Annotated in this window: 18 protein-coding genes; 5 read left to right on the top strand and 13 right to left on the bottom strand. The window is 67.9% G+C overall.

All coding sequences use genetic code 11. The features are described from left to right. Positions 1-245 precede the first annotated feature (245 nt). From E4V01_RS13280 to dnaK, 4 genes are all read right to left on the bottom strand, one after another. Positions 246-902 carry a class I SAM-dependent methyltransferase gene (locus E4V01_RS13280; RefSeq protein WP_003603953.1) on the bottom strand — a complete coding sequence of 219 codons (657 nt, stop codon included), beginning with the start codon at positions 900-902 and terminating at the stop codon, positions 246-248. Between the two features lie 158 nt (positions 903-1,060). After that, positions 1,061-2,218, bottom strand: a complete 1,158-nt coding sequence (gene dnaJ, locus E4V01_RS13275; RefSeq protein WP_060770362.1) for a molecular chaperone DnaJ — start codon at positions 2,216-2,218, stop codon at positions 1,061-1,063. A gap of 1 nt (position 2,219) precedes the next feature. Then, positions 2,220-2,609, bottom strand: a complete 390-nt coding sequence (locus E4V01_RS13270) for a hypothetical protein (protein ID WP_135298658.1) — start codon at positions 2,607-2,609, stop codon at positions 2,220-2,222. Between the two features lie 184 nt (positions 2,610-2,793). Continuing rightward, complete coding sequence (gene dnaK / locus E4V01_RS13265; protein ID WP_060770361.1) at positions 2,794-4,713, bottom strand: molecular chaperone DnaK; 1,920 nt, start codon at positions 4,711-4,713, stop codon at positions 2,794-2,796. Positions 4,714-5,047: 334 nt separating this feature from the next. On the opposite strand from dnaK, the gene E4V01_RS13260 reads away from it, so the two are divergent. From E4V01_RS13260 to E4V01_RS13245, 4 genes are all read left to right on the top strand, one after another. Beyond that, complete coding sequence (locus E4V01_RS13260; RefSeq protein WP_135298657.1) at positions 5,048-6,121, top strand: hypothetical protein; 1,074 nt, start codon at positions 5,048-5,050, stop codon at positions 6,119-6,121. Positions 6,122-6,223: 102 nt separating this feature from the next. After that, positions 6,224-8,539: an FdhF/YdeP family oxidoreductase gene (locus E4V01_RS13255; protein ID WP_135298656.1), complete on the top strand. Its 2,316-nt coding sequence runs from the start codon at positions 6,224-6,226 to the stop codon at positions 8,537-8,539. A gap of 179 nt (positions 8,540-8,718) precedes the next feature. Further along, the gene (locus E4V01_RS13250) at positions 8,719-8,985 is read left to right on the top strand and encodes a YiaA/YiaB family inner membrane protein (protein ID WP_135298655.1); all 267 of its coding nucleotides are present in this window, start codon (positions 8,719-8,721) and stop codon (positions 8,983-8,985) included. Between the two features lie 83 nt (positions 8,986-9,068). Next, complete coding sequence (locus E4V01_RS13245; RefSeq protein WP_012254285.1) at positions 9,069-9,362, top strand: RNA polymerase sigma factor region1.1 domain-containing protein; 294 nt, start codon at positions 9,069-9,071, stop codon at positions 9,360-9,362. Between the two features lie 56 nt (positions 9,363-9,418). Here E4V01_RS13245 and recN read toward each other — a convergent pair whose 3' ends face one another. Beyond that, on the bottom strand, positions 9,419-11,119 hold the full coding sequence (gene recN / locus E4V01_RS13240; protein ID WP_135298654.1) for a DNA repair protein RecN: 1,701 nt from the start codon (positions 11,117-11,119) through the stop codon (positions 9,419-9,421). Between the two features lie 165 nt (positions 11,120-11,284). Between recN and E4V01_RS13235 the strand changes: the two genes are divergently transcribed. Then, positions 11,285-12,271, top strand: a complete 987-nt coding sequence (locus E4V01_RS13235; RefSeq protein WP_135298653.1) for a glycosyltransferase family 2 protein — start codon at positions 11,285-11,287, stop codon at positions 12,269-12,271. 189 nt (positions 12,272-12,460) lie between these two features. Here E4V01_RS13235 and E4V01_RS13230 read toward each other — a convergent pair whose 3' ends face one another. The 8 genes from E4V01_RS13230 to murB all read right to left on the bottom strand — a co-directional run bounded on the left by E4V01_RS13230 (position 12,461) and on the right by murB (position 21,215). After that, positions 12,461-13,336, bottom strand: a complete 876-nt coding sequence (locus E4V01_RS13230) for an outer membrane protein assembly factor BamD (protein ID WP_135298652.1) — start codon at positions 13,334-13,336, stop codon at positions 12,461-12,463. Positions 13,337-13,501: 165 nt separating this feature from the next. Further along, positions 13,502-14,449, bottom strand: a complete 948-nt coding sequence (lpxC, locus tag E4V01_RS13225) for a UDP-3-O-acyl-N-acetylglucosamine deacetylase (protein ID WP_060770353.1) — start codon at positions 14,447-14,449, stop codon at positions 13,502-13,504. Positions 14,450-14,813: 364 nt separating this feature from the next. After that, positions 14,814-16,571: a cell division protein FtsZ gene (gene ftsZ, locus E4V01_RS13220; protein ID WP_135298651.1), complete on the bottom strand. Its 1,758-nt coding sequence runs from the start codon at positions 16,569-16,571 to the stop codon at positions 14,814-14,816. A 205-nt stretch (positions 16,572-16,776) separates the two neighbouring features. Next, positions 16,777-18,099, bottom strand: coding sequence for a cell division protein FtsA (ftsA, locus tag E4V01_RS13215; protein ID WP_003602496.1), 1,323 nt, complete (start codon positions 18,097-18,099; stop codon positions 16,777-16,779). A gap of 62 nt (positions 18,100-18,161) precedes the next feature. Further along, positions 18,162-19,100, bottom strand: a complete 939-nt coding sequence (locus E4V01_RS13210) for a cell division protein FtsQ/DivIB (RefSeq protein ID WP_135298650.1) — start codon at positions 19,098-19,100, stop codon at positions 18,162-18,164. Then, positions 19,067-19,990, bottom strand: coding sequence for a D-alanine--D-alanine ligase (locus tag E4V01_RS13205; RefSeq protein WP_135298649.1), 924 nt, complete (start codon positions 19,988-19,990; stop codon positions 19,067-19,069). Before E4V01_RS13205 ends, E4V01_RS13210 begins: the two co-directional genes overlap by 34 nt. A gap of 60 nt (positions 19,991-20,050) precedes the next feature. Continuing rightward, positions 20,051-20,248: a hypothetical protein gene (locus tag E4V01_RS13200; protein ID WP_135298648.1), complete on the bottom strand. Its 198-nt coding sequence runs from the start codon at positions 20,246-20,248 to the stop codon at positions 20,051-20,053. A 37-nt stretch (positions 20,249-20,285) separates the two neighbouring features. Next, positions 20,286-21,215: a UDP-N-acetylmuramate dehydrogenase gene (gene murB / locus E4V01_RS13195; RefSeq protein WP_135298647.1), complete on the bottom strand. Its 930-nt coding sequence runs from the start codon at positions 21,213-21,215 to the stop codon at positions 20,286-20,288. Positions 21,216-21,244 lie beyond the last annotated feature (29 nt).

Below are 21,244 nucleotides of genomic sequence, written 5' to 3'. Positions count from 1 at the left end.
GGCTGTCCCAACAGCCTTGACGACGAAGCTAGGAGCCGACGGATGAACGCGCACTGAGCACGATCCGAACAATCGGAAACAAGTCCGTTCGAGCCCGGCGGACACACTTGGAAAGCCAGGCCGGATCGTCCGGATTGAACCGGGGAAACGCCCGAAAACATCCGGAGAAGGTCAGCGGCTTTTCAAAGATATTCTGGTGCGGTCGAGCCTGCTCTTCGCGGCTCGGCCTCGCGAGGTGTCCAGGATCAGACCGTGCCGGCCTTCGGCTCCGGGCGCCGATAAACCCAGACGCGGGCCGGGGGCAGGTTGAGCCAGACGCGGTTGGAGCGGCTCGCCGTGTAGCTGCCCGCCTCACACTTCGCCGGGATCGGCGGCACGACGGCGTAGGTGAACTGCACGAAGGGCGCGCCCGGATGCATCAGGTCGTGGGCGCCTTGCAGCAGTTCGAAGCGCTGCTCCAGCGGCTTGGTGAACAGCGGCAGGCTGGAGATCGTGGCGGCGCAGAGGCTGCCGAGACGGTCGCGCAAAGTCTCGCGGATCCGGTAGGCGTCGCCGCAGATCACGGTTACGCCGGGGAAACGTCGGCGCAGCAGGGTGCAGAAATCGGGATTGAATTCGACGAGGACGAGCCGGTCCTGATCGAAGCCGCGGCGGATCAGGGCTTCGGTCACGGGGCCGGTGCCCGGCCCAAGCTCGATCACGGGGCCACTGACGTTCGGGTCGGCATAGGCGGCCATGGTGCGCGCCAGCATCCGTCCCGAGGGTGTCACCGCGCCGGTGACGAGCGGGCGCTCGAACCAGGAGCGCAGAAAGCGCGCCTCGTCCTCCAAGGGATCCTTGCGTTCACGGACGGTGCGTGCGGCGGAGACGGCGCGGGCACTGGAACGGCGAAGCGGCGGCACGTCCGAAGGTCCTCGGCTCATCATGGATCGAACAGGCTAGACGACGAAAACCCGTAAGCAGTCAAGCTTCGCCGTAAGGGGCTGGGCGTGTGACCGCAGCGGCAAGCCGCGGTCATAACTGGTGGAACAGGGGGTTTGATCCCGTGCGCCGTGGGCGATCACGCCCGTGTCGAGCCGCTCACGAAGAAGTCACGCACTTTCGAGAAAAACCCGGCGCTCTCCGGGTGGTTCTCGTCCGAGGCGCTCTGGTCGAACTCCTGCAATAGCTCGCGCTGGCGCTTGGTGAGGTTCTGCGGCGTCTCCACCGAGACCTGGATGTAGAGGTCGCCGACCTCGCGGGATCGCAGCACCGGCATGCCCTTGCTCTTGATGCGGAACTGCTTGCCCGTCTGCGTGCCGGCCGGGATCCGCACTTGCGTCTGCGAGCCGTCGATCACCGGCACGGTGATTTCGCCCGACAGTGCGGCCGTCACCATCGAGATCGGCACGCGGCAGAACAGGTCGGCCCCATCGCGCTGGAAGAACGGGTGCGGCTTGATCGAGAGGAAGACGTAGAGATCGCCCGCCGGCCCGCCGCGCATGCCGCTCTCGCCCTCGCCCGCAAGACGGATGCGCAGGCCGTCATCGACGCCCGCCGGCACGTTGATCGACAGCGTGCGCTCGCGGTTCACCCGGCCCGCGCCGGAGCAGGCCGTGCAGGGATCGTCCACCACCTCGCCGCGGCCGTGGCAGTTCGGGCAGGTCCGCTCGATGGCAAAGAAGCCTTGCGCCGCCCGCACCCGGCCGTAGCCGCCGCAGGTCGAGCAGGTGCGCGGCTTCGAGCCCGCCTTGGCGCCCGTTCCCGAGCAGGTCTCGCAGGCGATCGAGGTCGGGATGCGGATGGTTTCGGTCTTGCCCGCGAAGGCCTCTTCGAGGCTGATTTCGAGGTTGTAGCGCAGGTCCGAGCCGCGCTCACGGCCCGGTGCGCCGCCGCGCCCGCGGCCTGCCCCGCCGCCCGGTGCGGCGCGTCCGTCCCCGAAGAAGTTCTCGAAGATGTCCGACATGAAGTCGCCGAACTCGTTGCCGAATCCGGGACCGCCCGCGCCGCCTTGGCTGAAGGCCGCGTGACCGAACCGATCGTAGGCCGCACGCTTCTGGCCGTCGGAGAGGCACTGATAGGCCTCGTTGACTTCCTTGAACTTGATCTCGGCTTCCTTGTCGCCGGGATTGCGGTCCGGGTGATGCACCATGGCCAGCTTGCGGAAGGCAACCTTCAGCTCGCTCTCCGAGGCCGTCTTCGCGACGCCCAAGACCTCGTAGTAGTCCCGTTTCGACATATCAGTTCGCCCAGGGAAGTCGTTCAGGCATCGAGCGCTCAGTCTTCTTGATGCCTACTTGCTCTTCGCAATCCGAAAGATTGCCCGCGTATTTCGAGCGCCCATCCTCGTACCATTTAAGGAGGGCGTCTTGCTCCGGAAGGAGGTTTATTGATTTCTCGTCATCGATTTTGACACTCATAGAATTCGGGTTGAGTGCATAGGCTGCCCCAGCGACGGCTTCATTGAGCCCCTTTTCCGCTTCCGTGCACGAATGATGGAATGCGGCAGGTTTGGATGTCATGAAGCCAAGAAATAGGCTGACAAGAAGAAGCCTTGAATTGTCCCGCTGTTTTATCGCTTCAGAGAGATTGTGCTCAGCCAGTATCATGTTTTGGTGGAGATTGCGCATCTCACTCCGGATCCTCAACTCTTCTCGCAATTGAGGATCCAGCCTTGATTCGCCGTGCGTCGCTGCTGATGCGCATAGCAGAATCACGAACGCAGCACCAACGGTACGAGAAACGAAGAGGGGCACGGCTGGAGCAAGCCCAGCCGTGCCGATGTTCCTCGTTCGCAAACGAATCACGATAGCCTTACGCGCGCTTCTTGCGCTCGTTCTCGTCCACTTCCTGGAAGTCGGCGTCGATGACGTCGTCCTTCTTCTCGCCCGAGGCCGCGGCCCCCTCGGCGCCGGGCGCACCCTCGGTCTGCGAGGCGGCGTACATCGCCTCGCCGAGCTTCATCGAGGCCTGCATCAGGTCGTTTGTCTTGGCCTTGATGCCCTCGGCGTCTTCACCCTCGAGCGCGGAGCGCAGCGCGGTGATGGCGGACTCGATGGCACCCTTGTCGGCGGCCGAGACCTTGTCGCCGTACTCCGCGACCGACTTCTCGGTGGCGTGGATCAGGCTCTCGCCCTGGTTCTTCACCTCGACCAGCTCACGCCGCTTCTTGTCCGCCTCGGCATTGGCCTCGGCATCCTTGACCATCTTCTCGATGTCGGCGTCCGACAGGCCGCCGGAGGCCTGGATGCGGATCTGGTGCTCCTTGTTCGTCGCCTTGTCCTTGGCCGTCACGTTGACGATGCCGTTGGCGTCGATGTCGAAGGTCACCTCGATCTGCGGCATGCCGCGGGGCGCCGGCGGGATGCCGACGAGATCGAACTGGCCGAGCAGCTTGTTGTCCGCTGCCATTTCGCGCTCACCCTGGAAGACCCGGATGGTGACCGCGTTCTGGTTGTCCTCGGCCGTGGAGAAGACCTGGGACTTCTTGGTCGGGATCGTGGTGTTGCGGTCGATGAGCCGCGTGAACACGCCGCCCAGCGTCTCGATGCCGAGCGAGAGCGGGGTCACGTCGAGCAGCAGCACGTCCTTCACGTCGCCCTGGAGCACGCCGGCCTGGACCGCAGCGCCGATGGCGACGACCTCGTCCGGGTTGACGCCCTTGTGGGGCTCCTTGCCGAAGAACGCTTTCACGACCTCCTGCACCTTGGGCATGCGGGTCTGGCCGCCGACGAGCACGACCTCGTCGATCTCGGAGGCCGAGACGCCGGCATCCTTGAGCGCCTTGCGGCACGGCTCGATCGTGCGCTGCACGAGATCGTCGACGAGCGATTCGAACTTCGCGCGGCTGAGCTTGAGCGCGAGGTGCTTCGGGCCTGAGGCGTCGGCGGTGATGTAGGGCAGGTTGATCTCGGTCTGGGTCGCCGAGGACAGCTCGATCTTGGCCTTCTCGGCGGCCTCCTTGAGGCGCTGGAGGGCGAGCTTGTCCTTGGTCAGGTCGATGCCCTGCTCCTTCTTGAACTCGGCGGTCAGGTACTCGACCACGCGGTTGTCGAAGTCCTCGCCGCCGAGGAAGGTGTCGCCGTTCGTCGACTTCACCTCGAACACGCCGTCGCCGATCTCGAGGATCGACACGTCGAAGGTGCCGCCGCCGAGGTCGTAGACCGCGATCGTGCCGGCCTTCTTCTTGTCGAGGCCGTAGGCGAGCGCCGCCGCCGTCGGCTCGTTGATGATGCGCAGCACTTCGAGGCCGGCGATCTTGCCGGCATCCTTGGTGGCCTGACGCTGGGCGTCGTTGAAGTAGGCGGGCACCGTGATGACGGCCTGCGTCACCGGCTGGCCGAGATGCGACTCGGCCGTCTCCTTCATCTTCTGAAGGGTGAAGGCGGAGATCTGCGAGGGCGAGTACTTCTTGCCGTCGGCCTCGACCCAGGCATCGCCGTTGTCGCCGCGGGCGATCTTGTAGGGCACGAGGCCCTTGTCCTTCTGCGTCAGCGGATCGTCGTAGGTCCGGCCGATCAGACGCTTGATCGCGAAGAACGTGCGTTCCGGATTGGTCACGGCCTGCCGCTTGGCGGGCTGGCCGACGAGGCGCTCGCCGTCGTCGGTGAAGGCGACGATGGACGGGGTGGTGCGGGCGCCTTCCGCATTCTCGATGACCCGCGGCTGCGTGCCTTCCATGACGGCCACGCAGGAATTGGTGGTGCCGAGGTCGATACCGATCACTTTACCCATGGTGGGATCCCTCTGTTGGATTTTTCAAGCAGACCGCCGAGCCCCGAAGCAGCTCGACCCATGGCGGTTGAAAACGTCTGGTTTGAGAACGGGATGGTCCGAAGCGCGTGGCCCTTGCGGGATGCGCTCCCAAGGCTTCGTCCCGTGTCCCGCCGCATATAAGAAGACGGCTACGCCGCCGCAAGAACGCGCGTCCGACGGTTGAGCGGCGAGCGTCATCCTTCGCCGCGCCGGGGCTGCTTTCCGAGGCGCGACACCGAGAGGAAGGCTTGTTTGTTGCCATGCTGCCACGTCCGCGCCACGGGTGACGTGCTAGGACACCGGCATATGGCTTATGCATACCGTCCGTGACGTGGCGGCAAACCGGGAGGCCGACCGCCTGATGTTGCTGCCCGTGTCCGAAAGGGTTTTCGCGAAGAAGCCTCGCCCGCTCCGCGTCGCGACGGGGGCGTTGCTCGTACTCGCCGGCTTGGCCGTGGTCCCGGCCACCCCGGCGCGGGCGCAGAACTTCTTCGAGGAGCTGTTCGGCATCGGGCGGGCGGCCCGTCCGCCGCAGCCGCCGCGCAACGTGCCCGTCCAGCCGCCGCAACCGGTGGAGCCGGGCGCTCCGGCACCGGGCGAAGGCGCCGAGACGCGCCCGAGCGTGCCGGCCCAGCCCCGCCAGCCCGTTGTGCTGCGGGTACCGGCCGAGGACAACGTCGCGGGTCAGGACCTGCTGCTGAACGGGCTGAACGGATCGCTGAAGATCGAGCGGAGCGGGTCGGCCTATACCGCCCAGATGACGCTGCCGGGCACCAAGATCTCGCAGCCAACCGAGAACTGCACGGTCAAGCTCGACGGCGGCAAGCCGATGCCGCTGAGCGCCGAGGGCCGCGCGCAGGGCGTCTCCCGCTTCTCGACGGCGAGCGCCGAATGCCCGCTGCGCTTCGAGATCCTCGACGGCAGCGTGCTTGCCACGCCGCTCGGCTCGGGCTCGGCCTGCACCTTCACGGCGGCGGATTGCGAGACCAAGCCGTCGGGCCTGTGGGGGCCCGGCGCGGCGAGTCTGCTCCCGCAGGCGGGCGAGTTCGACACCGCCCGCGGCGTCGCCGACAAGGCGGTGCGGGACAATTACAAGATCATGACCCAGCGGGCGCGGGGCGGCGACATCCGCCCGATCGTGCAGGAGCAGGCAGCGTTCTCCTCGGATCGCGAGCAGGCCTGCCGGACCTATGCCCGCGAGGGCGCGCACGGCTATTGCCACCTGCGCTTCACCGAAGCGCGGGCGATCGCGCTCGCGACGCGCCTCGGCGCCAACACCGCGACGCCGACGGCGGCGAACGCTCCGGCGCGCCCCCGCCGCAGCCGCGCGCCGGTGGAGGGAATGAACCCCGATGCCCAGGGGGCGGAACCGTTCGCCGACCAATAGGCCGCGTGGCGCTTTCCAAAGCGCCGTAGGCATCGTCGCACGGGCGGAACTCTACGTTTGGCGCGGATGTTGGCCGGAGGTTCACGCGAAGCGAGCCCGGCCATGCCCGACGAGAAGATCGAAGCCTATACCGACCCGGCCGGCGGATGGGGGTCGGCCCGGTCGCTCGTTGAGATCCTGACCCGCGAGGAGATCCCGGCTTCCGGCGCGGCGATGCTGATGAAGCAGAACAAGCCGGGCGGCTTCATGTGCGTGTCCTGCGCATGGTCGAAGCCGGCCAAGCCGGCCACGTTCGAATATTGCGAGAACGGCGCCAAGGCGACCGCCTGGGAGCAGACCCGCAAGCGGATCGGCCCCGACTTCTTCGAGCGCCATTCGGTCACCGAATTGCTGACTTGGCCGGATTACGACCTCGAGGAGAAGGGCCGCCTCACACACCCGCTGCGCTATGATCCGCGGCGCGACCGCTACCTTCCCGTCTCGTGGGAAGAGGCTTTCGCGGAGATCGGTCAAGAGCTGAAGGCTCTGCGCGAGACGGACCCGAACTCGGCGGTGTTCTACTCGTCGGGCCGCGCTTCGCTGGAGACGAGCTACATGTACGCCCTGTTCGCGCGCATGTACGGCAACAACAACCTGCCCGACTCCTCCAACATGTGCCACGAATCGACCTCGAAGGCGCTGCCGCAATCGATCGGCGTCCCCGTCGGCACGACGGTGCTGGAGGATTTCGAGACCACCGACCTGATCCTGTTCTTCGGGCAGAATGTCGGCTCGAACGCGCCGCGGATGCTTCACCCGTTGCAGGACGCCCGCCGCCGGGGCGTGCCGATCATCACCTTCAACCCGCTTCGGGAGCGCGGGCTGGAGCGGTTCACCAACCCGCAATCGCCCGTCGAGATGCTGACCCATTCCTCGACGCAGATCTCGACCCAGTACCACCAGGTGAAGGCCGGTGGCGACATCGCGGCGCTCGGCGGCATCTGCAAGGCGCTCTTCGCCATGGATCGAGAGGCGCAGGCGGAAGGGCGCCCGCGCATCCTCGATATCGATTTCCTAGATGAGCACACCCACGGCTTCGAGAACTTCGAAAAGTTTTGCGACCGGCTCGAATGGCCGGCGCTGGAGACCAAGTCCGGCCTGAGGCGCGAGGGGATGGAGGCGGCCGCCGCCGTCTACGCCCGTGCGCGGGCCGTGATCGGCATCTACGGCATGGGTCTGACCCAGCACCGCCGCGGCACCGAGACGGTGCAGATGTTCGTCAACCTGCTGCTCCTGCGCGGCAATATCGGGCGGCCCGGCGCCGGCATCTGCCCCGTGCGCGGACACTCGAACGTGCAGGGCCAGCGCACCGTCGGCATCGCCGACGAGCCGTCGCTGGTACCGCTCGATAAACTCAAGGAGATGTACGGTTTCGAGCCGCCCCGCGAGAAGGGGATGAACACGATCGAGACCTGCGAAGGCGTTCTCTCCGGCAAGGTGAAGGCCTTTGTCGGGCTCGGCGGCAACTTCATCCGTGCGATCCCCGACACGAAGCGGATGGAGGAGGCGTGGCGCTCGCTGCGTCTTACCGTTCAGGTCTCGACCAAGCTCAACCGCTCGCACCTCGTGCACGGCGAGGTCGCCTATATCCTGCCGTGCCTCGGCCGGATCGAGGTGGACGAGCAGGCGAGCGGGCCGCAGGCCGTGTCGATGGAGGACTCGACCTCCTGCTTCCACGGCTCGCGCGGCGTCGCCCGGCCCGTGAGCGACCACGTGCGCTCGGAGCCCTGGATCGTGGCGCAACTGGCCAAGGCGACGCTGCCGGCCAACCCCAAGGTCGATTGGAACGCCTGGGTCGGCGATTACGCGCGGGTGCGCGACGCCATCGAGGCGACGTATCCCGAGAAGTTCAAGGACTTCAACGCGCGCCTGTTCGAGCCCGGCGGCCAGCACAAGCCGATCGCCGCGCGTGAGCGCAAATGGGAGACACCCACCGGCAAGGCGAACTTCGTCGTGCCGCCGGACGGGCTCGACATGGACCCGGACATGAAGAGCGACCGGCGCGACGTGCTCGACCTCATCACGCTGCGCTCGAACGACCAGTTCAACACCACGATCTACGGCTATCACGACCGCTTCCGCGGGGTGAAAGGCACCCGCCAAGTGCTGTTCATGAACGAGAACGATATCGAGCGGCTGCAACTCGCCGATGGCGAGACCGTCGATGTCGTGACCGAGGCCGCCGACGAGTTTGCCCGCGAGGTGAAGGGCCTGAGGATCGCCAAATACGACATCCCCGCCGGCAATTGCGCCGGGTATTACCCGGAACTGAACGTGCTGATCCCGCTCTGGCACCACGATGCCCAGGCCAAGGTGCCGGCAGCCAAGGCGATTCCCGTGCGGATCGCCAAGGCGGCGACATTGACCGTGAGGGATTGAGCCGGGGCTAGAGCATCGTCCCGAATCAGGCATCCAGGACGATGCTTGAGTTCGGCTCGGACGGCTCGGTCCTGGACGATCATCCACATTGTACGATGTGCAAATCATCACTTGCACGCTGTGCAAACAGGCTCATCCATGAGGGCGTGACGACGCGGTCACGCCCTCGAAGTGATGCCATGTTGACGCTGTTGCGAACCCTCGCCCGCGGCGCTGCCGCCCAAGCCTCATTCGTCGCCTCCGCCGCCCTCGTCGGCTTCGGCATCCTGTTCATGCCCCTCGACTTCTGGATGAAGGGCTATCTCGCCATGGGCACGGTGATGCTGGTCCAGTCCTGCATCACCGCCACCAAGACGCTCCGCGACGTCCACGAGGGCCGCCGCATGGTCAACCGCCTGGAGGATGCCGGCACCGAGCGCCTGCTGATGTCGGTCGGCAAGGAGTGACGCGCGGAGCCATGCACGGAGTCATTCAAGACGGCGGCATTGGGAGACTCGACGCGCGCCGACGACGGTCCATATTCCGTGGCATGGACAGTTCGGACGGAGCTCACGCGCGACGGCAGGCGATCATCGATCGCCTGCTCAGCGACGCCCTGCGCCCGGCCGGCGGGATCGTGCTGCCGAGCCACGATGCCCTGCCGGCCGACATCCGCATGACGGTCGATCGCCTGCTCGCCAAGGCGGATGCGGAGCGCCGCCGCTCGCTGACCTACGACGACCTAGAAGAGGCGTTGCCGCCGCGCGACGTCACCGCCGACGATCTGGAAGCGATCTTCTGGGTGCTGGCGGAATATGGGATCGAACTCGACGAGGGCGATTAGCGCATCGTCCCAAAAGGCGGTCGCCGGCTTTTGGAATGAGACGATGCGCCGGAGGCTCAGCCTTCGGCCCCCAACAGCAGCCGTGCCGCCGCCGCGCGCGCCTCGTCGGTGACGGTGGCGCCAGCCAGCATGCGGGCGATCTCTTCCCGGCGCGCATCCGCCGCGAGCCCGACCACCCGGGTCGTCACCCGCTCGGCGCTCTTCTCCGCGCCCTTGGCCGCCTTCCCCTTCACGCTGTCCTTGGCGATGCGGAAATGCGTCACCGCGCGGGCGGCGACCTGCGGCGCGTGGGTCACGGCCACGACCTGAACCTGCTCCGAGAGACGGCCGAGCCGCGCGCCGATGGCGTCGGCCACCGCGCCGCCGAGGCCGGTGTCGATCTCGTCGAAGATCAGGGTCGGCGCCGACCCCTTGCCGGCGAGCACGACCTTGAGCGCCAGCATGAAGCGGGAGAGCTCGCCGCCGGAGGCGACCTTCATCATCGGGCCGGCGCGGGTGCCGGGATTGGTCTGCGCCCAGAACTCGACTCGCTCGGTGCCGGCGGCGTCGCGCGAGGCTTCGTCCACGGTGATCTGCGTGATGAAGCGGGCGCCCTCCAGTTTCAGCGGCGGCAACTCGGCCTGCACCGCCGCATCGAGCGCCTTGGCCGCCTTGCGGCGCCCGTCGCCGAGCCGTTTGGCGGCCTGGGCATAGGCCGTTTCCGCCGCCGCGAGTTCGGCCTCGAGCCCGGCAAGCGCCTGTTCGCCGGCATCGAGGGCGGCCACATCCGCATCGTAGCGGCTGCGCAGGTCGGAAAGGTCGTCGGCCGGGACCGAATATTTTCGCGAGGCCGCGCGCAGGGCGAACAATCGTTCCTCGACACGCTCCAACTCGCGCGGATCGAACTCGGCGGCGAGCACCGCGGCATCGAGGGCGGCGCGCGCCTCGTCCAGCGCGACGAGAGCGGCATCGAGGGCGGCGATGCTCGGATCGACCAGGGTCGGCACCGTGGCGCTGCGCCGCTCCAGACGGCGCACGGCGGAGGAGAGGTGCGGCACGAGCGAGCCGGAGCCGCCGACGAGGTCGAGCGCTTCGTTCAACTCGCGGGCGACCTTCTCGCCCTGCTGCATCAGCGTGCGGCGCTCGGCGAGCTGGGCCTCCTCGCCCGCCTGCGGATCGAGGAGGCCCAGTTCCTCCACCGCGTGGCGGAGAAAATCGGCTTCCTTCTGCGCGGCCTCGACGCGTTCGCGCTGCTCCGCGAGCGTCGAGCGGGCGGCGCGCACGCGTTTGGCGGCCGATGCCACCAGCGCGAGCGGGCCCTGAAGCCCGCCGAACGCGTCGAGGATGCTGCGGTGGGTGGTGGGGTCGGCCAGCGCCCGGTCGTCGTGCTGACCGTGGATCTCGACGAGGGCCGTACCGATCGCCCGCATGGTCTGCACGCCGACCGGCTGGTCGTTGACGAAGGCGCGGGTGCGCCCGTCGGCGAATTGCGTGCGGCGCAGGATCAGGTCGCCGTCGGTATCGATCTCGGCCGCCGCCGCGACGGCGCGGGCGGGGTGGTCGAGGGCCACGTCGAACACGGCGGTGACGCCGCCCTGCGCCTCGCCCTGCCGCACGAGGCCGCCGTCGCCGCGCCCGCCGAGCGCCAGGGCGAACGCGTCGAGCAGGATCGACTTGCCCGCACCGGTCTCGCCCGTGAGAACGGTGAGCCCCCCGGAGAAGGTCAATTCGAGCTTGTCGATCAGAACGATGTCGCGGATCGCGAGCTGGACGAGCATGAAGCGGCGCCAGAGCCCCTTATTGGATTGTGCGCGGGTTTAGCCGTAAGCGGAGACGACTTCATCCGGAAAGTGCTGCGGGACCCGTGACCGGCGATCCGCCGCGCGACGGCTCCGAGCAGGCCGCTTCGTTCATCCGGCTGGAGGCGTCTGGAGAGCCATTGCATGCGTGTGGTCGCGGTGAGCCGAGTGCTCGATGAGGTCGATGTCATCGAGGCGTTCATTCGGCACGCGGCGGCCTTCGTCGATCATCACATCATTCTCGACAATGGCAGCCGGGACGGAACCATCGAGATCATCCGAAAACTCGCCGAAGAGGGGCTTCCGCTCACGGTCTACCAGTCGCCGTCGATCTGCTTCTCCGAGCGGGACATGAACAACTGGCTCTACAACGAGGCAGTTGACCGGCACGACGCGGATTGGGTGGCCTGTCTCGACAGCGATGAGTTCTATGACGAGCGCCAGCTGCCGGGCGGCCTTCGGCACTACCTCCAAGAGCTGGAAAACGCCGGCGGGAACGTCGTCGCTGTCCGGATTCCCTGGGCTCACTACAATTGCACGACCCGGGATGATGCAGGAGAAAACCTCGTCCCGCGCCGCATCACCCATCGCACGGAGATCGCCAGCGACGGCAAGATTATCGCGAGCTGGCGGTTGGCGAAGGAGAAGGGCCTCGTGCTGGAGGGACAGCACGACGTGCTTCTGCCGGAGGGCAGCCGCGGCAGGGTGGTCGTCGAGCGGCGGCTCTGGATCGCACATTTCTCCGAGCGCAACGCGGCGCAGTACGTCACCAAATTCGTGAGAGGGTGGGCGAAGATTCTCACCGCCGGGCAGGCCTGTCAGGATCGGGGCTTCTCGGCCCATTACCGCGGACCGTTCGAGCTTCTCAGAGACCATCCTGAGACGCTGCTGAGGTCCGACGGGTTCCTCGAGAGAAAGAACGAGGACCGAAGCGCCATCTACGACCCGATGGATTACCGCGGCGGCTCCCTTCGCTACACGCCCCCGAACGATCCGGAGATGCAGTCGGTCCGAGCGCTCGTCGGATTCCTCTCGGAGGTGTGCAGCCGCTACGGCGAACTCACCGACGCTCTGCCCGTGGCAAGGGCCTATTCCGAGCGAATCGAGAGGCGGATCAACCGGCTCATCTGAAGCGTGCTCGCCCGGCTCAAGGCCGAGGCCAAGCCCGATCCGTCCGGCGTGATGGGGCGGGCTCCGTCTCCGACGCTGAGGTTCGTCCGACGCCGCCATCGCGAGCGTCTGCCAAGCGACCTGCGGTGCACCATCTCCGGACGGTTCGCGGTCAACTCCGCGTCGTCGCGCAAGCGCTGTGAGGAGGCCCTACTCCGCAGCCGCCGTCTTGCCGATCACGCCGCGATAGATCTTGCTGAGCCAGGAGGACTTCTCCTCGCGCGGCTCCAGGCCGCCGGTCTGCAGGAGCTTGTAGGCATCCTGGTACCAGGGGCTGTCGGGGAAGTTGTGGCCGAGCACGGCCGCCGCGGTCTGCGCCTCGCCGGTGAGGCCGAGCGCCATGTAGGCCTCGACCAGACGCTCCAGCGCCTCTTCGGCGTGGCGGGTCGTCTGGTACTTGCTGACCACGTCGCGGAAGCGGTTGATCGCCGCCGGGAAGGCGCGCTTCTCGAGATAGAAGCGGCCGACTTCCATCTCCTTGCCGGCGAGCTGGTCGCGGGTGATCTGGATCTTGGCCTTGGCGTCGGCGGCGTATTCGGAGGTCGGGTACTTCTGCACCAGTTCCTGGAGGGCGATGAGGGCGCGCTCGGAGCGCTCCTGATCGCGGGTCACGTCCGGGATCTGCTTATATTGCGACATCGCCATCAGGTACTGGGCGTAGGCCGCATCCTTGCTCGCCGGGTGGCGCTGGAGGTAACGCTTCGAGGCGTTGATGGCGTCGTCGTACTTCGCGCCCTCATAGTTCGCGTAGGCCGTCATCAGCAGCCCTTTCCGCGACCAGTCGGAATAGGTGTACTGCTTGTCGAGCTGATCGAACTGCTTGGCGGCGTTCTCGTAATCCCTGTCTTCCATCTTCGCCAAGCCCTCGCTGTAGAGCTTGTCCGCGGGCGTATCCGGGATCGCCTCGGGCTTGTACTTTTCGGCGAAGAGGTTGGTCGGATCGAGGGCATCGCAGCCGCCGAGCCCGATGCCCAGGCTGAGGAGCACGGCCGCCATCGCGCCACGGGTCGGGAAGGTCACAGGCATCGCGGTCAATTTCCCTGTCAGGCCCGGCCGCTTCAGGGGCGGCGCGCGGCCTACGCGCAGGCTTTTACGGTTGGCGGTCGATTCGGGCGTCAAAACGGCAGGGCGTAGGGAACCTTTAAGGTATTCCGCCTGCGACGTGGATCGAGGGCCGATGTTGCGTCCGGGTTACAGCTCGGCGGCGAAGGCGGCGAGCCCCAGGCCGGCACCGAATTCGGCGCGGGCGGTCTCGCGGCGGGTGCCCTGGCCCTCGACGATGGCATAGTTCGCGCGGTCGGCGAACAGGGCTTCGAGGATGCCGACATTCATGCGGTGGCCGCCGCAATAGGAGCGGTAGGCGCCCTGGAGCGGCAGGCCGGCCAGCGCGAGGTCGCCGACCGCATCGAGGAACTTGTGACGGACGAACTCGTCCGAGAAGCGCAGGCCCTCCGGGTTGACGACGGCGGTCTCGCCGACGGCGACCGTGTTATCGAGGGAGGCGCCGAGCGCGAAGCCCGCTTTCCAGTAGCGCTCCACGTCCTTCATCATGCCGAAGGTGCGGGCGGGGGCGATCTCGCGGCGGTAGGCGGCTGGGGTCAGGTCCATCGCCTTGCGCGAGCGGCCGATCACCGGGGATTCGAAGTCGATCTCCACGTCGAGGCGGAAGCCGCGGTCGATCGGGCGGAGTTCGGCGAAGGCGCGGCCGGCCTCGATGCGGACGGGCTGGAGCACCTTGATCCAGCGGCGCGGCGCACCGCAGACGGCGAGGCCGACGCTGTCGATGGCTTGGACGAAGAGGCGGGCGCTGCCGTCGAGGATCGGCATCTCGGGACCATCGATCTCGACCAGAGCGTTGTCGACACCGAGCCCGTAGAGGGCCGACATCAGATGCTCGATGGTGGCGACGGCACCGGTCTCGACGTCACCGATGACGGTGCACAGCTCGGTGGCGGAGACGCAGGCGAAGTGGGCCTTGATGATCCGGTCGTTGCCGGTGGTCGTGCCCGTCCGGAGGAAGGCGATACCGTGGTTGGCTTTGGCGGGGTGGAGCGTGATCTCCGCCGGGTTGCCGGAGTGGACTCCGATTCCGGTCAGCGTCACGGACGTTTTGAGTGTTGTCTGTTGGTTCGTCCGCATACCTTAGCCCTCGGCCAGGATCCTTCCCGCGCACCCCGTTTCGGGGGGGGCGGTATGAGAAAGTCCGTCCGCTGCTTGAAGCCCCTGCGAGCGCTGGCAGTCGATCGACCGGCCGCGCCTTCTGTCGTTCCGGAAGCGTGTATAGCTGTGGCAATCGGGCCGGCCAAATCACGGATTCTTACGATCTGTTACAGCCACGGTTTCGCCACGATCTTTGAAAAGCATTTTCTGATCAGTGTCTTAACAAGTAGCTAAACCCGGAACCTTGCGGTTCCGGGTCTGTGGCCGAATTACCCCGATGAGGGTCGATGGAGGCCGCGTTGCCCCCATCGATCCACAGGCAATCGTTGTTTCAGGTCGCGTTTCAGTTCGCTTGGCGGCGAAGGAAGGCCGGGATTTCGAGCTGGTCGTCTTCCATCATCCGCGGCGGCAGGGCACGGCCCTGCGCGTCCAGATTGCCTTGAGCGGGGCGGTACTGCGGCGCCTGGGGCGCGGGCGCCCGCAGGGCCGGCTCGACGCGGGGCGCGGCGACCGGAGCCGGAGCGGCGGCGCGGGGCGCCGGCACCGGAGCAGCCTCGGCCTCCTCGCGGCGACCGCCGAAACCGACCGTGGCGAGCCGGCGCAGCAGGGTCATGCGCTTGGAATCCTGGTTCGGCTCCGGCTGGGGCTCCTCGCCGCGGCTCTTGAGGATCTGCGCCTGGGTGTGGGGCGGCAGGTCCGAGATCTGCGGCATCCGCGGCGGGCGGGCGAGCTGCGGACGCGGCGGCACGTAGGGGCCGTTCGCGGCCTGAGCGGGCTCCTGGACCTGGGCGGGGGCCGGCGGCTCGTAGGCCGGGACGGCGGCGCGGGCCGGCGCCTGGGTCAGCACGACATCATGGTGGTGCATCGCCGGGGCGGGTTCGGCGCGCATCGGCTCCGGAGCCACCGGCTCCGACAGCATGGCCCGCGGGCCCGCGTTCGGGGCGAGCAGCGGCTCGGGGCCGGGGCGGTGGGACGGCTGATGGCCGCTCTGCTGTGCCGGCTGATGCGTCGAGGCGGGGCTCAGGGCGGCGGAGGCGCGGGCGCGGGCCTCGGAGCGCAGACGCTCGGCGACCTCGGCGATGCGCTGCTCGGTCTGGGCGATTTCCGGGTTGTTCGGGGAATCGGCCGAGATCAGCGCCGGCTCGATGCCGGTGGCGACCACCGAGACGCGGATGATGCCGTCGAGGCTCTCGTCGAAGGTGGCGCCGAGGATGATGTTGGCGTCGGAATCGACCTCCTCGCGGATGCGGGTGGCGGCTTCGTCGAGTTCGTAGAGGGTGAGGTCGGAGCCGCCGGTGATCGAGATCAGCAGGCCGCGGGCACCCTTCATCGACACGTCGTCGAGGAGCGGGTTGGCGATCGCCGCTTCCGCCGCGCGGTTGGCGCGGTTCTCGCCGGAGGCCTCGCCGGTGCCCATCATCGCCTTGCCCATGCCGCGCATGATCGCGCGCACGTCGGCGAAGTCGAGGTTGATCAGGCCTTCCTTGACCATGAGGTCGGTGATGCAGGCGACACCCGAGTAGAGCACTTGGTCGGCCATGGCGAAGGCGTCGGCGAAGGTGGTCTTCTCGTTGGCGACCCGGAACAGGTTCTGGTTCGGGATGACGATCAGGGTATCGACCGCCGCCTGAAGCTCCTGGATGCCGGCCTCGGCCGTGCGCATCCGGCGCATGCCCTCGAACTGGAACGGCTTGGTCACGACGCCGACCGTCAGGATGCCCATGTCACGCGCCGCGCGGGCGATGACCGGGGCCGCGCCGGTGCCGGTGCCGCCGCCCATGCCGGCGGTGATGAAGGCCATGTGCGCGCCCGAGAGCTGATCGCGGATCTCGTCGATCACCTCCTCGGCGGCGGCCGAGCCGACCTCGGGGTGCGAGCCGGCGCCGAGGCCCTGCGTCACGCCGATGCCCATCTGGATCACGCGCTCGGCCTTCGAGGAGGTGAGTGCCTGGGCGTCGGTGTTGGCCACGACGAACTCGCAGCCGAGCAGCCCCGACTCGATCATGTTGTTGACGGCGTTACCGCCCGCGCCGCCGACGCCGAACACCGTGATGCGGGGCTTGAGTTCCCGGATGTCCGGAGCCTGAAGAGAGATGGCCATGTGGTCGAACCCTTCGTGACTTTCGATTGCCTGAACGACGCCTTGTGACGCCTGCCCTGTCTTGCTTGTCCCGCGCTGGCCTCGCGGCGGCGCGGGGTCGTTCTGTTGGAGCCGTTCCCCGTCCGGTGGGGTCGGGGACGCCTCCAAGTCGTTGTTTTATCGCGATGTCTTCACGCGAACCGGAAACCCGTCGCGCGACATCGCCCTAGAAACTTTCCCGGATCCAGCGACCGACCCGCGAGAAGTAGCCGTCCGTTCCCGTGCCGGCGAAGGCGCCCTGCCCCCGCGGCTCGAAATGCTCCGCATGCGCCACCTGCGGGTAGACCAGCAGGCCGACCGAGGCCGAGAAGGCGGGCCCCTTGGCGGCTTCCGGCAGGCCGCGGATACCGAGCGGGCGCCCGATCCGGACCTGTCCCTGAAGGATGCGGCGGGCCGTCTCCGGCATGCCGACGAGCTGGCTCGCGCCGCCCGTGAGCACCACCCGGCGACCGGCCTGGGCGCCGAAGCCCGCGTTGCGCAGGCGGTCGCGCACCAGTTCGAGCACCTCCTCGACCCGCGGCTTGACGATGCGCACGAGCTGGGAGCGCGGCACGTGGCCGGGCGCCTCGCCCTCGTCCTCGCCGACGCCATGCACGGCGATCATGTCCCGCTCGTCGGAGGCCGTGGCGATGGCCGAGCCGTAGAGGGTCTTCAGCCGCTCGGCGACGGAGACGCGGGTCGAGAGCCCGCGGGCGATATCCATGGTGACGTGGTGGCCGCCGACCGCGACGGCGTCGCAATGGACGAGGTGGCCGCCCATGAAGACGCCGACGCTGGTGGTGCCGCCGCCCATATCCACGACGGCGCAGCCGAGTTCGGCCTCGTCGTCCACGAGCGCCGAGAGGCCGGCGGCGTAGGGCGTGGCGATCACCGCATCGACGCCGAGATGGCAGTGCTCGACCGCCAGCATCAGGTTGCGCGCGGCGGCCGCTTCGGCGGTGACGACGTGAAGATCGACGCCGAGTGCGTTGCCGATCATGCCGGACGGGTCGATCACCGCGCCCTGCCCATCCAGCGCGTAGCCGGTCGGCAGGGCATGCAGCACCGCCCGGCCGGGGCTGACGCCGTGGGCGCTCGCGGTCTCCAGCACCCGCTCGACGTCGGAGCCGGTGACGGTGCCGGAGCGGACGTTCACCCGCGCCTCGAAATGCTGCGAGGCGATGCGCCCGCCGGAAATGTTGACGATGACCGACTGGACTTCGGCCTTGGCCATCCGCTCGGCGGCGTGGACCGCCTGACGGATCGCGCCCTCGGCGGCCTCCAGATCGACGATGGCGCCGCCCTTGAGCCCGAGCGAGCGCTGGTGGCCGATGCCGATGATGCGGGCGAGATGGGTGCGCCCGCGCAGCGTCGACATTGCCTCGGCCGGCTGCAGCTCGGCGATGAGGCAGACGACCTTGCTGGTGCCGATGTCGAGCACCGACATCGTCGCGCTCCGACGGGCGGAAAGCGGTTTCAGGCGCGGCGTGAGGCCGTGATGGGTCTGCATCGGACGCTACTCGGCGGATACGCGACAGGGCACGGAGGAGAGTGCGGCGGGGCGGAACGCGCTCATGTCGCGGTCCCCTTCTTCGGCTTCTTGCGGCTCTCCGCCCGGGCGGCCGCAGCCTCCTCGGTCAGGCGCACCACGACGCGGTCGGCCATGCGCAGGTCCACCGCGATGATGTCCTTCTCCAGAATCTTGCTCTCCCGCTCGAGCCGCACCAACCGGGCGAGCGCGTCGGCGGGGTCGGCCTCGGGCAGGCGGATGTCGACGCCGTCGAGCTTGAGCGTCCAGCGCCGGCCGGAGACGTAGGTGCCGGCGCGGATGCGCGATCCGAGCGGACCGGCCGCCTCGATCAGCGCGAGATATTCCTTGAGGCGCTCGTTGGCGCCCGCGCCGACGACGAGCGGCAGGTTGACGTAACGCTCGTCGCGCAGGTCATCGATCACCTTGCCGTCGGCGGCGATCACCTGGATCTCGCCGTTCTGCTGCCAGAGCGCGGCGGGCTCGCGCTCGACCTGATTGATGACGATCTCGTTGGGGTAGAGCTTCCGCACGGAGGCGCTGGCGATCAGCTTCTCGGCGAGCAGACGATCGCGCACGCCATCGACGTCGAGGAACGGAACGGAGGAGCGCCAGTCGATGCCGGCGGTGCTCAGCACCTCGCGCTCGTACATCCGCGACAGACCGGTGATGGTCACCCGTTCGACGCCGAAGCCGGCGATCCGCGCGAGGATGTCGAGCGGCCGGCCGTTCTCGGCGACGAAGCTATCGTAGCGTCCGCTCATGACGAAGCCGGTCAGCGCGACGGTGCCGGCAAGCCCGGCGACCAGCGCCGTGCCCGCGAGCCGCGGCACGCGTGCCTCGATCGGGACCGCCGGCCGGAGCCGACGCGCCGACGAGAACCGCCTGAGGATCTTCGGGAGCCGTAAGCCCGCAAGGATCCCGCCGCTGCCGGGGTTACCGGCTGCGTTCAGCGGTTGAGAGAAGCGTCCTCCACCATCCATCGGACGAGTTCACCGAAACTCTGGCCTGCGTGGGCCGCGATCTCCGGCACAAGGCTCGTCTGGGTCATCCCTGGCTGCGTGTTGACCTCGAGGACGACGAGAGCGCCGGTTCCACCCGGCGTGTCGTCGTAACGAAGGTCGGCACGGCTGACGCCACGACATCCCAGTGCTTGATGCGCCGTTAACGCCAACTCTTGGACACGCTGGTAAATATTTAGTTTAAGATCGGCGGGGAGGACGTGGATCGACCCCCCTCCGGCGTACTTCGCATCGAAGTCGTACCACTCCCCCGAAACGGGCTTGATCTCGGTGACTCCGAGGGCCCGGTCGCCCAGCACCGCGCAGGTCAGCTCGCGGCCGGCAACGTAAGTCTCCGCAAGGACTTCCTCGCCGTAGACCCATTCGTCGGAGGCCAGGATCTGGGGCGGGTGCGAGCGCTCCTCGCGCACGATGATGACCCCCATGGAGGAGCCCTCGGCGATCGGCTTCACGACATAGGGAGGGGTTAACGGGTGTGACTTCGCCGCATCATGACGGTTAACGACCCGGCCCTCCGGGACGCTCACACCGGCCGCGCGCATGACCGTTTTGGCACGCTCCTTGTGCATGGCGAGCGCCGAGGCCAGCACGCCGGAATGGGTGTAGGGGATCTTCAGGATCTCCAGGAGGCCCTGAATCGTGCCGTCCTCGCCGGCCGGGCCGTGCAGTGCGTTGAGCGCCGCGTCGGGCCGCAGCTCGGTCAGCACCGTGGCGATGTCGGGCCCGACATCGACGCGGGTGACGCGATACCCCTCCCCTTCCAGCGCCCCGGCGCAGGCATTGCCGGAGCGAAGCGAGATTTCCCGCTCGGAAGACCAGCCGCCCATCAGGACGGCGACGTGCTTGGACATCGGCTAGAGCCTTTCAGGGCTGGTTGAGCGCAACGGGCGCACGATGTGTTGGCGAGACAATCAGGCCTCCTCACCGAGGAGCCGGCTGCCGCGCAACGCGATGCCATCCTCGATGGTGACGCCGTCCCACTCGCGCTTGAGCCGGTCGCGCAGGCGCAGGATGTCGCCACCCGTCCGAGCGGTGTCGGCCTCGACGGCGATGTCATCGACGAGCCTGCCGAGATGCTCGGTCAATGCTATGGGGTCGATCGAAGCCATGAGCGATGCGTCCTCCGGTCTCGACGCGGGCTGTCCGTCAGGCGAGCGAAGCCGCGACGCCGATGCGCTTGATCTCCCAGTGCAGCTCGAAGCCCGAATGTTCGCGCACCCGGCGGCGTACCTCCTCGCCGAGCCCCTCGATGTCGGCGGCGGTGGCGCCGCCGCGGTTGATCAGGAAGTTGCAGTGCATCTCCGAGACCTGGGCTCCGCCCCGGATCAGCCCGCGGCAGCCGGCGGCGTCGATGAGCTGCCAGGCCTTGCCGCCCTCCGGATTCTTGAAGGTCGAGCCGCCGGTGCGCTCGCGGATCGGCTGGGCGGCCTCGCGGGCGGCAGTCACCCGCTCCATCTCCGCTTCGATCTCTTCGCGGTTGCCGGGGCGGCCGCGGAAGGTCGCGCCCGTGAAGATCACGTCGTCCGGTGCCGAGGAGTGGCGATAGCGGAACCCCATCTCGGCATGGGTGAAGCGGCGGACCTCCCCGGTTCGGTCGATGCCGCGGACCTCCACCAGCACGTCGGTGGTCTCGCCGCCATGCGCCCCGGCATTCATCCGAAGCGCGCCGCCGACGGAGCCGGGGATGCCGCGGAAGAAGGCGAGCCCGTCGAGGCTGGCTTCCGCCGCCGCCTTGGCGAGCCGCATGTCGGGCACGGCCGTGCCGGAGCGGATCGTCTCGCCGTCGATCTCGACCGAGCCGAAAGCCTTGCCGCCGAGCCGGATCGTCACGCCGGGAATGCCGCCGTCGCGCACGATCAGGTTCGAGCCAAGCCCGATCACCGTCACCGGCACGGACGGATCGAGGGCGGTGAGGAAGGCGGACAGATCCTCCTCGTCCGCCGGGCTGAACAGCACCTGCGCCGGCCCGCCGACGCGGAACCACGTCAGGTCGGCGAGCGACTGGTTTTCGAGGAGGCGGCCGCGAAGTTCGGGCGCGGCGGCGCGGATCGCGTCGATGAGGGAGTGCGCGGTCATGCTAACCTGTCGCTCGTATCTGTCGATTC

The organism is Methylorubrum sp. Q1 (genome assembly GCF_004683995.1).
GTDB lineage: Bacteria > Pseudomonadota > Alphaproteobacteria > Rhizobiales > Beijerinckiaceae > Methylobacterium.
The sequence above is the reverse complement of the archived record's forward strand: the minus strand, read 5'-3'. Positions and strand labels throughout refer to the sequence as shown.

Coding starts and splice junctions, on each gene's coding strand:
- E4V01_RS13245 (WP_012254285.1), top strand. CDS start 9,069: ATGGACAGTTCGGACGGAGCTCACGCGCGACGGCAGGCGATCATCGAT.
- E4V01_RS13250 (WP_135298655.1), top strand. CDS start 8,719: ATGTTGACGCTGTTGCGAACCCTCGCCCGCGGCGCTGCCGCCCAAGCC.
- E4V01_RS13200 (WP_135298648.1), bottom strand. CDS start 20,248: ATGGCTTCGATCGACCCCATAGCATTGACCGAGCATCTCGGCAGGCTC.
- recN (WP_135298654.1), bottom strand. CDS start 11,119: ATGCTCGTCCAGCTCGCGATCCGCGACATCGTTCTGATCGACAAGCTC.
- E4V01_RS13255 (WP_135298656.1), top strand. CDS start 6,224: ATGCCCGACGAGAAGATCGAAGCCTATACCGACCCGGCCGGCGGATGG.
- E4V01_RS13270 (WP_135298658.1), bottom strand. CDS start 2,609: ATGCGCAATCTCCACCAAAACATGATACTGGCTGAGCACAATCTCTCT.
- E4V01_RS13235 (WP_135298653.1), top strand. CDS start 11,285: ATGCGTGTGGTCGCGGTGAGCCGAGTGCTCGATGAGGTCGATGTCATC.
- E4V01_RS13205 (WP_135298649.1), bottom strand. CDS start 19,990: ATGTCCAAGCACGTCGCCGTCCTGATGGGCGGCTGGTCTTCCGAGCGG.
- murB (WP_135298647.1), bottom strand. CDS start 21,215: ATGACCGCGCACTCCCTCATCGACGCGATCCGCGCCGCCGCGCCCGAA.
- lpxC (WP_060770353.1), bottom strand. CDS start 14,449: ATGCGGACGAACCAACAGACAACACTCAAAACGTCCGTGACGCTGACC.
- dnaJ (WP_060770362.1), bottom strand. CDS start 2,218: ATGTCGAAACGGGACTACTACGAGGTCTTGGGCGTCGCGAAGACGGCC.
- dnaK (WP_060770361.1), bottom strand. CDS start 4,713: ATGGGTAAAGTGATCGGTATCGACCTCGGCACCACCAATTCCTGCGTG.
- ftsA (WP_003602496.1), bottom strand. CDS start 18,099: ATGCAGACCCATCACGGCCTCACGCCGCGCCTGAAACCGCTTTCCGCC.
- E4V01_RS13230 (WP_135298652.1), bottom strand. CDS start 13,336: ATGCCTGTGACCTTCCCGACCCGTGGCGCGATGGCGGCCGTGCTCCTC.
- ftsZ (WP_135298651.1), bottom strand. CDS start 16,571: ATGGCCATCTCTCTTCAGGCTCCGGACATCCGGGAACTCAAGCCCCGC.
- E4V01_RS13210 (WP_135298650.1), bottom strand. CDS start 19,100: ATGGATGGTGGAGGACGCTTCTCTCAACCGCTGAACGCAGCCGGTAAC.
- E4V01_RS13260 (WP_135298657.1), top strand. CDS start 5,048: ATGCATACCGTCCGTGACGTGGCGGCAAACCGGGAGGCCGACCGCCTG.